Here is a 15,555-nt window from a genome sequence, read left to right as displayed (position 1 = left end):
AAGGAAGAGCGGCAACGTTTCGCCAGTGTTCAGGAATTTGCGAATGCTCTGGAGGCGGCAGCGCAGGGACAGATTCATGCTGGTAGCGGTGGAATTGATGCGACGCCTGCTACTTCTGTACATGCAAACACAGGGGTGGCGTATGCAAGCAATGCATCAACCACACCAATTATGCAGCAAGGATACACGTTCCCCCAACCATCAAAGAAGTCAGAAGCTCGAACCAGTATGCGGATGCTGAAAATCATCTTGCCTGTATTAGCTCTACTGTTGGTGGCAGGAAGTGTGCTGACATTTGCCCTGACAAGGAATACGCAAGCACCAAACAAAATTACAGTCCCGGACATGCATAAATTGTATGTCAGTGCGACGATGGGAGTACCGCGAATAGACGATCCACTCAACGTAGAGGGTCCTCTGGCATGGCTTTTGAATTCCTCTGACGACTGTAGCTTCAAAGCAGGGGTCTTCCACGTAGCAAACAAAGGGGCCGCTGCGTGTAACACTGTATACACAGAGCTTAACAACTTCGCTTACCAGGCAGAAATGACTATCCTCCAGGGCACCAATGGTGGTTTGATCTTCCGCAACGAATTCTTCCCTACCATGAACGACGGTCTCTACTATTTTAATGTCACCACACAGGGTGCGTTCAGCCTTAGCGTTAGAAGTATATCCCATTCCGGTAAGCAACTTTCTTCTTCAGGTTTGAATACTTTGCTCAAAGGCCAGAGCGCGGCCATTAAAAAGGGCCTGAACCAGACCAATCTACTTACCGTGATTGCGCTTGGCTCTACTATCTACTTGTATATAAATAAACAATTTGTGGGCAGCATAAAGGATAGCACAACCTTGACTGGAACCATTGGTATGTTTAGCCAGGGGGAAAACAGTAGCCAGACGCTTGACGTGACCTTTAAAAATTTGCAGGTGTGGATTTTATAGCAGCAGAAGCAAAGGCTGCTGGCTGGTCTTCTAGATAATCACAATCAGCGTAGAGAAGGATGTGCATAGATGGCCGATTTGGTAGGAGATCACATAGATAAGCAACTTGGCAACTACCGTTTACTGCGCCTGTTGCGGCAGGAGAGCGCGACAGATGTGTACCTGGGGGAGCATATTTTTTTAAAGACGCAGGCTACCATTAAAGTGTTGCACGCTCAAATCGAGCAGGAAGTTTTGGAGACGTTTCTGGCTGAGACCCGTAATATCGCCCGCCTGAAGCATCCTAATATCCTGCGTGTATTGGAATTTGGCGTGGAAGACAAGATCCCCTTTCTGGTAACGGACTATACCACCAGAGGTTCACTACGGCAGCTATATCCCAGAGGCATGTGCGTTCCGCTGGCCAACGTTGCCTCCTACGTCAAGCAGGTTGCAGCGGCCCTCCAATATATTCACGATCAAGGTTTGAGCCATTGTGGAGTCAGGCCGGAGCATATGTTGCTCGGACACCAGAATCGTATCTTGCTCAGCGATTTTAACCTGAGCATTGATGCTCTGGATCAACGAGATCCCAGGAAGCAGGACGAGAGGGATGAAGAGCTGGCATATATGGCTCCTGAACAACTGCAAGGGCACCCGGGCCCGGCCAGTGATCAATATGCACTGGCTGTGGCTGTTTATGAATGGCTGAGCGGAGAGCTCCCCTTTCAAGTCTTTTCCGGGGAACAAGCGGGACGTAAGCTCACACCGACTTCACTAGATACGAAGCTACCAGCGATCCCTCCCGAACTTACGCAGGTGCTTATGATAGCCCTGGATCAGGAGCCTGAGCAGCGCTTTAGCAGCGTTGCCGCTTTTGCTCGTGCTTTTGAGCAAATCAGCGGACCGCCACAACCACTGAGTAGCACCACGCAGAATGGCGCCAGCGAGATAACAACCGGCCCACAGGTACGTGTACAGCCTCTGACAACTGGCGTCAAGGCGCCCAAAAAGCGCGGTTTTACGCTGGGGATCGCCATCAGCCTCTTCCTATTCATCCTGGTCCTGGCAGGAGGGATTGTGGGTTATAATGTCGGACTCTTTTCTCCTATCCGGCAAACCATCCCCACCATGACAGCTATCCAGGCCGCAAAAACAGTGGCGGCCAGAGCCACCCAACAGGCTGTCGCAACGTTTACAGCGCGCTCAACCCAGGAAATCTATGCAACTGCAACCAGTGGCAGTCCGTTTATCAATGATCCACTCAACGACAAAAGTGCCAGCACGTGGCAAGACATACAAGCGAAGACCTATGGTTGTACCTTTAGCGGTGGCGCCTATCACATGCATGTTCCGAACGCCAATACTTATTTAGCCTGTGGCGAGCAAAAAAACGTCTTTCACAATTTTGCTTTTGAAGTTGAGATGAGCGTCATCAAAGGTGATGGAGGAGGTATTGTCTTTCGCTCTGACAGTGACCATACCCATTTCTATGTATTGAGGCTTATCACAGGGGGGTCTCAATCGTTCCTGGATGTGGCCGCATACAGTAGCGCTAAGGGCCAGACAACTATCCAGGATATACGGGATACTATTTCATCTACCAATGGGCATACATTTAATCTGCTTACCGCTATTGCCTATGAGCATTCCTTTTATTTTTATCTGAACAAGCAATTCCTGATGACTTTCCAGGATGCTACACGCAATGATGGCATTATGGGCCTGTACGTATTGAATAATAATAATCCAGCAACCGAAGTGGTTTTCCGCAACGCAAAGATATGGAAGCTGTAGCGTAGGCGCGCGTGCGCACGCCCACGCTGATTTTTATCTATATGCTGCGGAAAATATGCTATACCCATTTTTTGCAGCATATAGATAAAAATCATGTTCACTAGCTGTACTATTACCTCCTCCATCGGTTGTCTGGACGTTGTTGAGACATGGCAACATTATATAAGGGTCTCTGCATCCTGCCTGCATGGGGACCCTGGGAGAGCGGATTGGTAAAGACCTCAAGCGCCAGGGTAAACGTTTCTCTTAAATATAAACTCAAGCTAAACGGCGATATACATAGAGAAACCTATAAATTGAAAATAACTAATGCTGTAAAGGGAAAAATTAAGGAAACGTTATTTCTGACACAGAGAAAGTGCTCTTCCATGTATGCATAGCAGTTATGTTGACAAAGCTTTAGAGCGTGGGGATTGGCAGGATTGTCTGATGACGATCGACGTTGAAAGCTCAACATTGGTTGATTCCAGAGTCTGCCCGGCAATCAGGCGCAGTAGCATATTGGTGGCCATTTTACCTATTTCTACCAGCGGCTGCCGAATAGTTGTCAAAGGAGGGGCCATCTGGGCAGAGTAAGTCACATCATCAAAGCCGATCACACTCATATCATCAGGAATGCGGATATTGCGCTGATAGAGTGCCTGGTAGACCCCTGTTGCCTGAGCATCATTGCCAGCAAAGATCGCGGTTGGTGGTTCTGGCAGATCGAGCAAGGTATATGTTTGTTTTAGACCATCACCGAGGAGATAGGTACCTTCACAAATCAGAGCAGGATCGACGGGAATGCCAGCACGTTCAAGTGCTTCCCGGTAACCGGCCAGGCGAGCGCGGGAAGTCATAAGATGGAGAGGTCCAGTGATAATACCAATGCGGCGATGTCCCAGTGAAAGCAGATACTCAGTCGCGGTATAGCCTCCCAGCCAGATAGTAGAGCCGATGGTAGGAAAATTTGTGGCCGGCTCATTGCGATCTCCAATCGCTACAAAGGGTATTTTTTGTTGCAACAGTGAGTTAGCAATCTCACCATGCTCATAAGGGAGTAAAAGCAGCACACCATCGGTTGACTGGTCAAATAAGCGGCGCAGCCAGAGGCGCTCTACCACTTCATTTTCGTGGGTAGCGAAGACAGCCAGGCGATGTCCACTCTCCATGAGGGTTTCCTGAACCCCATGCATAATACCCAGATCATAGCCACCTTCCAGCCGCATTAAAACCAGATCTATCAAACCAGTCTGGCCCTTGCGAAGATGGCGAGCGGCATGATTCTGGACATATTCATGCTGCTCAATGACGTGTTGAATGCGTGCACGTGTTTGCGCACCGACTCCTGGAAGCTGGTTTAGAACTTTAGAGACCGTAGTAGTTGAAACGCCGACTTCCCTGGCTATTTCTGACATGGTTAAACGTTTAGGCTGTTCTAACTCCAACGTCGTACCATCCTCTCGATTTAAGTAAACGATAAACCACTTCTATTTCACGTATCGTAACATGATTTTCTCGAACCTGTCAATGTACAGTATGGCAGAAGCAGAGTTTTTAAAAATTTCCTCATTGGCGCCTGCGGCCGCCCACTACACACACTCCACACCTGAAATAATGCACATTTATATGCAATATATTGGCCTGTTTTGCAGTTTTTTCAAAGAAAAACAGTAGACTCTTGACAGCTACATTTTTCTATGTTACGTTTATTCACAAGAAACAAGGTTAACGTTATCCTAAATTGCCACCTAAATCAGGTAAAGGCAACGGATACTGGTGGTTCTCTTAATTTTGTCAAGGATCGACGAATAAAACTCTCTGGAGGCAGGAAGCTATGATGCTAACCACTGCACAACGGGCGTATCGCCATCATACCATAACTATTTGTTTTCATTTCTCCCAACTGCCTTTTCTTCTTCTATCGCGTCCTGGTAAATCCCTGGTTTATTGCTCCTGACCATTTCTAGATTGGTGCATGCCTGGTATTAATGTGACCAGGTAACAAAACTGGCGACAAAAAACCTGAGGTCGCGTCTATGTATTAGATCATCAGGGATGTGTATCCGGAAGCATTTTCGCCTTATTCCTGGTTTGTTGTTCTATTAAGTCAGTCCTACGCTCTGTACAGACATCATGATGTCTGTACTATGTCATCATGCACATTGGAGGAAACTTTATGAAAAGCGCTTCATTTATTAATCGGCGACGTTTTTTACAAAGTAGCGCCGCATTCGGTGCAGGAATTATCGGTTTAGAAGCCTTAGCTGCCTGCGGCTCAACCGCGGTGGGTAGTAGCCCGGCCTCGGTGACCGCGACCGTGAACACGCTGCCGCCGGCCAGTAATCCGGGTGCCATCCATGTTTTCAATCAGGTGATTCAGCAATTCGAAAAATCCCATCCTGGCGAAAAGATTGTAGGTAAAAACGATCCATACGATCCCACTACTTACTTCGCTAAGGTCGCGGCCAATCAAGTAGAGGACGCGACGCAGAGTTATTTTACTGAACCACCCCTGCTCATTCAGAAACACGCGCTGGCGGACATAACCAGTTTAATCAAGGGTTGGCAGTATTTCCAGAGCTATAATCCGAATATTGTGAGCATTGCAAGCAACGGCGGCAAAATCTATGGCGTCCCTCAGAATGCGTATGCGCTCGGTATTTACTATAACCGCAAAATGTTTAAGGCGGCCGGCCTTGATCCAGACAAACCACCCACCACGTGGGATGATTTCCGTGGCTACGCCAAACAGCTTAAGTCCTCATCTGTAGCTGGTTTTGCTGAGACCAGTACCTCAAACCAGGGAGGCTGGCACTTCACCAACTGGATGTATACAGCGGGTGGTGATATGCAATCTGAAGATGGCAAGAAGGCATTATTTGGTAGCGATAAAGGGGTAAGTATCCTTCAACTGCTCAAGGATATGCGCTTCACCGACCAATCTATGACCAAACAACAGTTGTTTACGCAGGCCGACACCTTGCAACTGCTGGCTACTAATAAAGTAGCCATGGTGGTGATGGCGCCTGACCAGTTAAACACCTTGAAATCACAATATCAGGCCAACCTCGACGACTTTGGCATTGGACCCATGCCACAAAATGGCGGTAACGCGGCCCTAACCGGTGGTAATATCTTTGTCTTCAACCCCAAATCGTCTCCAGACGTTATCAAAGCTGCCTTTGATTATGTTGTCTACTCCAATTTTGATCTATCCGTCATCGAAGACAGCTACGCGTCCAAGTCTGCGGCTGGCCAGGTGGTCGGAGCACCAACGAACGTGCTCTTTACGGGAGATTTCCAGCAAAAGCTCGACGCACTCAATACCAAATATGCTAACGTGCCGCTGCAGAACTACAAACCCTTCACCGATGCACAGCTCACATTGCGTGCCGAACCTCGCAACCAGACACAGAAAATGTATGCGGCACTCGACAGTGTTATGCAGTCGATTCTCACCAACGCAAGTGCTGACCCGGCTAAGCTACTGCAGCAAGCAGTACAGCAATTTCAGCAGCTCCTTGATCAATCGGTTTCATAAGCCCGGCCGCCAGGAGGAAACAATTTTCTCTGAGAGAAAAGACCTGAGAGAAAATTGTTTCTTTGAATGAAATCTAACTACTAAAAGGAGATTGAGATGGGGCTTTCATCGCCTGTACCGCCTTTATTGCCTGCACAGGAAGCGACAGTGTTGGTGGCGGGAAAAAAGGGTACGCGTAAGCATGCTCCTCATAGCAAGAGAAGCGTGACGATCAAGCGTGCACTGAAACGCAATAGTGCCGGCTACCTCTTTTTGCTCCCTGCCCTCCTGATCTTCGCACTCTTTGTCTGGTATCCGGTGGTGCTAGGGATCGTGATGAGTTTTCAAAACGTCGACATGATCAATCCTGCGACCTGGATAGGATGGGACAATTACCGGACAGTGCTGCTCGATCCGTTGTTTAAAGTTGCATGGATCAATACTCTGGAATTCACTGGATATGCCCTGCTGTTTGGTTATGTGGTACCCATTATTCTGGCCCTCATCATCAACGAAATGCGCCATGGTAAGGGTTTCTTCCGCCTGGCCTTTTACCTGCCAGTGATGTTGCCACCGATCGTCACAGTCTTTCTCTGGCGCTGGATATACAATCCAGATGGTGGGCTTTTAAATACCCTGCTGAATTTGCTGCACCTGCCAACCGCGCTCTGGCTAGAGACGCCAGGGATTGCCTTACCAGCGCTGATGGTAATCACTACCTGGAGCAATGCTGGCTCAACCATGTTAATCTACCTGGCTGCATTGCAGGGCGTACCGGCAGCGCTGTATGAAGCGGCCGAAATTGATGGCTCAAGTATCTGGCGGCGATTGTGGCATATAACGTTACCTGTCATTCGTCCTATCATGCTCTTAATGCTTATCCTGCAGATCATCGGGACGATGCAAGTATTTATCGAGCCCTTCACCATCACAGATGGTGGGCCGCAGAACACAACTATCAGCGTCCTACTCCTAATCTATAAATATGCTTTTCAGCAGGCCAACTTTGGTGCTGCCAGTGCCTCGGGAGTCCTACTCTTTCTCGTCCTCGCAATTTTTGCCCTGATCTATATGAGGATGACAAGCCGCTTTATGGAGGGAGAATAGTAATATGGCCACTTTACTACGCAGCCCTCAGGGGGAATTGCCTGAAGGAAGAAAAAGAAATCGTACTACTGATGAAGCATACGAGCGGACACTGATTTCGCCCTTCGCATTGAAACGGCTCGAGGGACGTTTGATTTACTGGCTCGTCTTTACCCTGCTGGTGCTTGCGACTCTGGGAACACTGGGCCCTATTTACTGGATGTTCAGTGGTGCGCTCAAGTCTAGTAGCGAAATTTTCCAGACACCGCCCACATTCTGGCCAGTGCATCCGCAATGGTCGAACTACAGCAAGGCCTGGGATATCCTCAACTTTCCCGTTCACTTTACCGCGACTATGGTGCTGGCCGTAGGGGCTGTCTGTTTGCAAATATTTGTCTCCGCGACCGCCGCCTATGCGCTTTCCAAGCTACCCGTAGCCGGTAAAAGCATCATCCAGTTCAGCTTCTTCTGCACGCTGATGGTTCCTCCGGTGGTCTATTTGATCCCACAATTTGTCAACATCAATGACCTTCCCTTAGTACATATCTCACTGATCAACACATGGGCGGGCGTGCTGTTGCCCGAAGCCGCTAATGCATTTAACATCTTGATCCTTAAAAGTTTTTTTGACGGTATTCCCAATGAGTTATCCGAGGCGGCCTGGCTGGACGGGGCCAGTGCCTGGCAGCTCTTTGTGCGCATTATCCTCCCCTTATCACGTCCGGCGCTGGCCGTGATAACCATTTTTACCGTCATAGCCTCCTGGAAAGATTTTCTCTGGCCCTTGCTTGTACTCTCCGATGACCAGTTGCAACCACTGATGGTCTCGCTCTACCACCAATCTGGCACAAATTCAAACCTGCCCTTCATGTATCTGATTGCGGGTCTGGTGCTTGCCAGTATTCCACCCATTCTGTTATTCCTACTGTTTCAACGGCAGATCATCCGCGGTATCAATCTGACAGGCCTTAAAGGATAGTCGAAACGAGCAAAGGAAATAGTATAGATGGCAATTTCTCTTTGATAAAGCAGTAGTAGAAAAGCCTTAGCGGGCTCAACTGCTGCCTATCTATTGACGATTGATAAAGGTTTTTACGTAATGTTACGTTTTTGGTCCTCGATGAAAGGAGGGGTAGCAGATATTTAAGCTGGCGCGCTACGGTGGCTTTATGATGAGGTCACGTAACGCGACATATATTGGCAGACAGTACATTGCGGTACGGTGCTCTACCGTTCAACAGGCGGACGGTAATGACACTGAGTAGAAGCCTGGAAAGGAAACTGCATGATGCAGAATGAAAAGATAAAATTGCGAAAATTGCGAACAAGGGTACTGGGAGTATTTATTGCGCTGTTGTTGTTGCTGATCTCGGTTGGATTTTTGTTTAATGTTCCTGGTACCGCCAATGCCGCGCATTTGCCGCCTGCAAACAGCGGTGCACGCTCAAATAGTGTCGCAGGTGGCTCCGGGGCCACGCTGCCATATGTTGAGATGGAAGCGCACAGCGCGGCCACTAAAGGCACCATAGTTGGTCCAAGTTTTCAGCTGGGTGACCTGGCCTCGGACGCAGTAGATCGGACCATCGTCCAGTTGACGCAGGGCAATTTGTGCAATTTACACTGCCCCAACAGGCCAATGCCATTAATCTCCGTTATAGCATTCCAGATGCGCCAGGTGGCGGCGGCATTAACGCCTCACTGAGCATTTATATTAACGGGGTCAAGCAGTCCAAGGACCTGCAACTGACATCGAAATACAGCTGGTTGTATGGAGCGCCGAACTTCTCTGACTGTAACGGGAACGACTGGTCGAACAGTCCAGGAGGTACTGCACATCATCAGTTCGATGAAGTGCACACATTGTTGCCACAGATGGCGGCTGGCACTACTGTAAAATTGCAAGTCGACGCCGAAAATACCGCGCAATGGTATGCCATCGATGTCGCTGATTTTGAACAGGTAGCCGCCCCGCTGGCCAGGCCCGCAGGCTCTATCTCGGTCACTGATGCGCCCTATAACGCCGATCCGACCGGGGTCGTCGATGCTACCACCGCCATCCAAAATGCCGTCAACGATGGCGCTGCTCAGGGCAAGAGCGTCTATATCCCACAGGGCAACTTTCTGGTTACCAGCCATATTCTGGTTAACAACGTCACTGTAACGGGCGCAGGACCCTGGTATTCGATCCTGGGTGGTGCTCCAATTGGCACTGGCACTGGCGTTGGCATCTACGGAAACGATACTTATGATGGCAATCCGAGTGCCAATGTCAATCTATCGAACTTTGCCATCGAAGGCCAGATCACCAACCGCATCGATTGTATCCAGGACAACGGCATTGGAGGTTCACTAAACAACTCAAGCATCTCCAATGTCTGGATCGAACACACCAAAGTTGGCATGTGGTTTGATGGCCCGTTTAGTGGCCTGACGATCAGTAACAGTCGCGTTGATAGCACGCTCGCCGATGGCATCAACTTCCATCGCGGCATCAGCAACTCAACCGTCAAGCAAACTATTATTCGTGGCACCGGCGACGATGGGCTTGCCATGTGGTCGGACCTGGGTGGCGCGTCATCCGGTGATAGCAATGATAGCTTTGATCACAATACTGTGCAATCGCCCTACCTGGCCAATGGTATCGCTATCTATGGTGGTAATGGGAACAGCGCCACCAACAACATAGTCACTGGCGCGCAGTATCGTGGTGGTGGCATCATGCTGGACTACGAAGATTTTGGCAACCCGACGGCGCCTTTTAGTGGCACGACCACTGTCTCAAACAATACCATCAACCATACAGCCGGTTGGGGTGATCAAGGTATCCAGCAATTTGGCGCACTCATGTTCTGGGCCGATAACGGCTCCATCAATGCGCCCTTCACAGTTTCCGGCGATGAGATCGACGATAGTTACTTCGCCGCGATTTCATTTGATGGTGGCAATCCTATCAGTAACATAGCCTTGAGCAATATCAATATCAATGGCGCAGAGTTCGCATTCTCAAACAAAGTGAACACCGTAACAGGCTCGGCCAACAACGTGATGGCCAGCGGTCTGACTGTTGGTGGCTTAGAGAGTTGCGAAGGTTCGCAATCCTGGAATATAACGCTGGGTACGGGCAACTCTGGCTGGAGCCCGGCGACCCAGACCTGTGGTTTCCCAACCGGAACGCCGACGCCCACACCCACCCCACCTCCAGGAACCACGCCCACACCTACACCGACACCCGCGCCATCGCCGACGCCCACACCGGCACCGAGCGGAACCTTAATTACCGCCATCAATGCAGGTGGTGGTGCGTCAGGTAGCTATGCAGCCGACACAGATTATAACCAGGGCAACGCCTTTAGCGATACCTCGAGCGCGATCGACACCAGTGGCGTAGCCAGTCCGGCACCGCAAGGAGTCTGGCAGACCTGTCGCTGGAACAGTTCATTTACCTACACCATTCCAGCTTTAACAGCTGGTAAAGCCTATACGTTACGACTCGACTGGGCCGAACTAAGCTTCCAGAACGTCGGCGCACGTGTCTTTAACGTGGCGGTCAATGGTAGCGCGGTTTTGAACAATTTCGATGTCTATGCAACGGCAGGATACAAGAAGGCGGTTGCCAGGACCTTTGCCGTTACTGCCAATAGTAGTGGTCAGATCGTGATTGCCTTCACCCAGGCCGGAGCTGATAATCCCTTCATCAATGGCATCGAAGTCTGGGACCCCGCCGGTGGTCCGCCGCCTACCCCAACACCTACGCCTACCCCGACCCCGAAGACATTGGTCAAGGCTATTAACGCTGGAGGAGGCGCGAGCGGGAACTTTGTCGCTGATACCGGATACAACCAGGGCAATGCTTTTAGTGATACCTCGACCTCAATTGATACCAGCGGCGTCAGTAATGCAGCGCCACAGGCGGTCTGGCAGACCTGTCGCTGGAACAGTTCATTTACCTACACGCTTACAGGGTTAACTGCGGGCAAGTCATATACCTTGCAACTGGATTGGGCCGAACTGACCTGGCATGCAGCGGGGCAGCGTGTCTTCAATGTTGCTGTGAATGGTAACACCGTGCTCAGTAACTTCGATGTCTATGCAACGGCAGGTTATAAAACAGCGCTAGCGAAGCAGTTTGCTGTTACCGCCAATAGCAGCGGCCAGATCGTGATTGCCTTCACCCAGGCGGGTCCAGACAATCCCTTTATCAATGACATCGAACTTTATTCCTGAGTAAGTGAGTCTCTGCGCAGGGTTAGCCTGAAAAAGCAGGAAGATACGCGCCGTGGAAAATTTCCATGGCGCGTATCTTTAGTCAGGTAGGGATGCTAAGCATTCCGCTCTCAATGCGCGTTCAGACTCTGTGAAAGCGGCTCCTCTATGATCAAGGATGTTTCACTCTGCACATTCTGGTGCTTTTTTCTCCTCGGCACGAAAGTTATTGCCACCAGGGCCACGATGGTCAGGGCGGCGGCAACCAGAAAACTGTCATGCATCGCTAGCAGCGCGCTCTGGCGGGATAGCAACTCACCGGTGAGCCCTTGCCTGGCGAGACTGACTGTTGCTTGCTGACTTTGCAACTGGTCAATGTTCGAGAGGAGCGCGACCCCTGTTGGGGCGGCGACTGCACGTAAGACGGTAACGAGCGTTGAGCCGTTGGCAACGGCTTTGTGATCCTCATGTTTAATGCGCGACATGGCCGCAACAGGAATTTGTTGTGACATGCCACTGGCACAGCCCAATAAAACCAGGATGCCCACAACGATCCAGAGCGCAGTATCTAATGCCAGCGTCATCATCAACAAGGTTGTAACAAGTAGCACAAGCAAGCCAACCAGCGCGATCAAGCGCGGGCCAACTTTATCTGAACACCTTCCTATAATGGGTAGAAGGGCCAGGGTTGCTAGAGCCTGTGCCGTCTGGATGGTGCCTGCCTGGAATGCTGTTTCCTGATGTAATGTTTGCAGGTAGATAGGGATCAGCAGCAAAAGACCGAAGAAGACCATGCTGAAAAAGATCAGAGCTAGCACGCTGAAGGTGAAGGTACGATCCTGGAAGCAGCGTAGATCGAGCAGAGGCTGCAGGCCGCGTTGCGTTTGACGTCGCTCGACCAGCGCAAAGATGAGCAGGAGTAATGCACCCGCACAGATGCTGAGCACGGTGTCGGTCGCAATACCATACACGAAGGCGGCACAGCCAGCAGCAGCAGTGAGAAAGCCAGCGCCATCGAAATGCGTTTGCTGTTCCGGTGCGGTTGGTCGCAAGACTTTTTGGGCGAGCGCAACGGCGATGATGCCGAGCGGGATATTAATAAAAAAGGCCCATTGCCAGCCAAAATTCGTGACCAGATAGCCGCCCAGAATCGGCCCCGACAGCGGCGCGATCGTCAGGGGGATAGCCATCACACTTGCGGCCTTACCCCGTTCCTCAACGGGAAAGGCTTGATACTGCAAAGACATGACCAGTGGTAAGAGGATACCGCCGCCGATGCCCTGTATGAAGCGGAACAAGATGAGCGAGGGCAGGTTCCAGGCCAGCCCACAGAGCAGGGACCCACCAAGGAAGGCGCTCAGCATCCAGATATAGGCTCGTTTGCCGCCCCATTTCATGGTCAAATAAGGAGCCAGGGGGATCACCATAGCCTGGGTCAGCATATAGATAGTCATGACCCACTGCACATCCTGGAGACGCGCACCAAAGGTGCGTTGCATCTGTGGAATGGCGACATTGACAATGGTCATATCCATGATGCTCATAATCATGCCCAGCGTGACAGCAATGGTCACCCACCATTTATAGGCCAGGTTAACCCGAGAGATTGAGACCAAGCGCATATACACCCCTTTCTATAAAGGCGCGCCTCATGACTTACACGTGTAAGTTCATAGCGACAAATACTCACGCGATTTGACTTACACGTGTAAGTTAAAGTATAGTGTCAAGCACAGGTCGGTGTCAAGAAACAATAGAAAGAGCTCTATATGGAGACAGAAGAAACGAGAGCGCAAAGGGTCACCAGCGCTGACGTCGCCCGAGCAAGTGGTGTCTCGCGAGCGACAGTAAGCTATGTCCTCAACGATGATCCTCATCAGACTATTCCGCCAGAGACACGTGAACGCGTACTCAAAGCCGCGCAACAGCTAGGCTATAGGCCCAACACACCGGCCCGTATACTGCGTACAGGGCACAGCCCGATTGTTCTGGCCGTCCTGCCATTTGAGCAAATTGATCCTAATCTGGCCCAGGCTCTGAAAGAGCTGGAAGCAAGCTTAGCCATGCGTGGTTTTACACTGATCTGGCATGTTGGCTTACATCTACGCACTGGAAAATCTCATCCATCCTACAATGTGACCCCGGGAGTTATCCTTTCCTACGCGGACGAAACCTCGCCTGCGCTCTCCTCATTTCTCCAACAGTTTCAGGCACCGATTCTGTCGATGCTAGGTCACAGCAGCGTGCAGCAAGAAGTAGGAAAGATGCAGGTCAGCCACCTGTTGCAGCGCGGTAAACGTCGGTTGCTCTTTGCCGCTTCTGAGCGCGAAGATGTGCGCGTGCTGACACAGAACCGTCTGGAAGGAGTGCGTCAGGGATGCGCCCAATGGGAGCTTGAACCTCCAACGGTCTGTGTCATACCTGCCTCACGCGAAAGAGCACGAGCGATCATACACGATCTGAACCTCCACCAGGCACTCCCACAGGGAATATGCTGCTATAACGATGAAGTCGCCTTTGCCGTACTGGCCGCATTAGCCGATGAAGGTATTGCTGTGCCGGACGAGATTGCCGTGATTGGCTGTGACAATATTCCACTTGCACAATTCAGCATTCCACCTCTAACGACCATTCAATTTGAGCGTGAGCAACCACTTGATATGATCGTTGAGATGATTGTGGCAGCCAGTCAGGGCAAAGCAGTCACGGAAATGCCTCAAGCCATCCCCATGGTTGTTGAGCGTAGATCCGCCTAAACAATGCTGATCAATATATGCCTGGATAGGAGGATATTCATTATGGCAAACACAACTCGTATTCGGATCGCTATTGTTGGTTTAGGGTTTGGTGAGGATTTTGTCCCGCTTTACCTTAAACATCCTGACGTTGAGTATGTAGCGATCTGCGACATGAATGAAGCCAGAGTCGCTGCTGTGGGTGACAAATTTGGTATTACACGTCGCTATACGCGCTTTGAAGATATTATCGCCTCAGATGAGTACGATGCCGTGCATATACTCACGCCGGTTTCCTTGCATGCTGAACATGTCTGTGCGGCACTCGCGGCAGGTAAGCACTGTGCCTGTGCTGTCCCCATGGCGACCTCTATCGAAGATATTGAGCGCATCATCGCGGCCCAACGCCAGGCAGGTAAGAATTATATGATGATGGAGACCTCTGTCTATACGCGTGAATTTCTCTATGTCAAGCAATTGCGTGATGAGGGGCATCTGGGACCGATTACGTTTTTGCGCGGAACACACATACAGAATTTGGAGGGTTACCCAATTTACTGGCAGGGGTATCCGCCGATGCACTATATCACCCATGCCTTGTCGCCGCTCCTGGCGCTGGCCGGGACTAACGCCAGCAAGGTGTATTGCCTGGGATCTGGCGAATTACGTCCCGATCTGCGCAAGCAGTATACGAATCCTTATCCCATAGAAACAGCCCTCTTTCGCTTACAGGATACACAACTTGCAGCGGAGGTCACGATGTCATTCTTCCAGATGGCTCGCAGCTATATAGAGAGTTTTGCTGTCTATGGTGAGCAGCAGGGATTTGAATGGGAGCAACTCGAAAATGAAGGTCCGGCGCTCTTTACCATGCAGCCGGTCCGCCCCGGGCATCATGGACGCGTGACTACGGCTACCCGTGTGCATATGCCCGATGCAGCCGAACAGTTGCCGCGCGAGATTGCACGTTTTACGCAGTTGGTCCCCTACGATGAAAGCGATGCACAACGCTCGTTTCGCGTTGGTGGTGGGCATGGTGGCGCACATCCCTACCTGGTGCATGAATTTGTGCGCAGCATAGTAGAAGGGCGCGCGCCCGCGGTTGATGCCAGGACTGCCGCGAACTGGACCGCACCGGGTATCTGCGCCCACGCATCGGCTCTACGCGATGGGGAATTGGTCGTCATTCCAGAATTTTCTTAGCTGCTGATATAGATTGAATATAATGAATATTGAGCAGCATAGCCTCTTTCGAGAGTGATTTTCTTGTCATGCTCCCTCATACTTTAACTTGTTTACGGTTGAGGA

10 protein-coding genes are annotated in these 15,555 nt (G+C 50.6%); 8 read left to right on the top strand and 2 right to left on the bottom strand.

Features of this window, described 5'->3' with window-relative positions:
• Positions 1-1,014 precede the first annotated feature (1,014 nt).
• Positions 1,015-2,721: a serine/threonine protein kinase gene (locus EL645_RS28565; RefSeq protein ID WP_126554965.1), complete on the top strand. Its 1,707-nt coding sequence runs from the start codon at positions 1,015-1,017 to the stop codon at positions 2,719-2,721.
• 383 nt (positions 2,722-3,104) lie between these two features.
• Here EL645_RS28565 and EL645_RS28560 read toward each other — a convergent pair whose 3' ends face one another.
• On the bottom strand, positions 3,105-4,148 hold the full coding sequence (locus EL645_RS28560; RefSeq protein WP_126554963.1) for a LacI family DNA-binding transcriptional regulator: 1,044 nt from the start codon (positions 4,146-4,148) through the stop codon (positions 3,105-3,107).
• Between the two features lie 731 nt (positions 4,149-4,879).
• On the opposite strand from EL645_RS28560, the gene EL645_RS28555 reads away from it, so the two are divergent.
• From EL645_RS28555 to EL645_RS28535, 5 genes are all read left to right on the top strand, one after another.
• Complete coding sequence (locus EL645_RS28555; protein WP_161977773.1) at positions 4,880-6,244, top strand: ABC transporter substrate-binding protein; 1,365 nt, start codon at positions 4,880-4,882, stop codon at positions 6,242-6,244.
• Positions 6,245-6,340: 96 nt separating this feature from the next.
• Positions 6,341-7,330: a carbohydrate ABC transporter permease gene (locus EL645_RS28550; protein WP_126554959.1), complete on the top strand. Its 990-nt coding sequence runs from the start codon at positions 6,341-6,343 to the stop codon at positions 7,328-7,330.
• A gap of 4 nt (positions 7,331-7,334) precedes the next feature.
• A complete protein-coding gene (locus EL645_RS28545; RefSeq protein WP_126554957.1) occupies positions 7,335-8,288 on the top strand; it encodes a carbohydrate ABC transporter permease in 954 nt (317 codons plus the stop codon).
• 306 nt (positions 8,289-8,594) lie between these two features.
• Entirely contained in the window at positions 8,595-9,011 is a 417-nt protein-coding gene (locus EL645_RS28540) for a carbohydrate-binding protein (protein WP_126554955.1), read from the top strand.
• Complete coding sequence (locus EL645_RS28535; RefSeq protein WP_126554953.1) at positions 8,918-11,533, top strand: malectin domain-containing carbohydrate-binding protein; 2,616 nt, start codon at positions 8,918-8,920, stop codon at positions 11,531-11,533. Before EL645_RS28540 ends, EL645_RS28535 begins: the two co-directional genes overlap by 94 nt.
• Positions 11,534-11,643: 110 nt before the next feature.
• On the opposite strand, the gene EL645_RS28530 is transcribed toward EL645_RS28535, so the two are convergent.
• Entirely contained in the window at positions 11,644-13,134 is a 1,491-nt protein-coding gene (locus EL645_RS28530) for an MDR family MFS transporter (protein WP_126554951.1), read from the bottom strand.
• A 147-nt stretch (positions 13,135-13,281) separates the two neighbouring features.
• Between EL645_RS28530 and EL645_RS28525 the strand changes: the two genes are divergently transcribed.
• Together EL645_RS28525 and EL645_RS28520 are read left to right on the top strand one after the other, a co-directional pair.
• Entirely contained in the window at positions 13,282-14,268 is a 987-nt protein-coding gene (locus EL645_RS28525) for a LacI family DNA-binding transcriptional regulator (protein WP_126554949.1), read from the top strand.
• A gap of 42 nt (positions 14,269-14,310) precedes the next feature.
• Positions 14,311-15,450, top strand: coding sequence for a Gfo/Idh/MocA family protein (locus EL645_RS28520; RefSeq protein WP_126554947.1), 1,140 nt, complete (start codon positions 14,311-14,313; stop codon positions 15,448-15,450).
• The last annotated feature ends 105 nt before the right edge of the window (positions 15,451-15,555 follow it).

The sequence above is a fragment of the Dictyobacter kobayashii genome, assembly GCF_003967555.1.
Lineage (GTDB): Bacteria > Chloroflexota > Ktedonobacteria > Ktedonobacterales > Ktedonobacteraceae > Dictyobacter > Dictyobacter kobayashii.
Note: the sequence above shows the minus strand (reverse complement) of the source record. Positions and strands in the feature narration are given on the sequence as shown.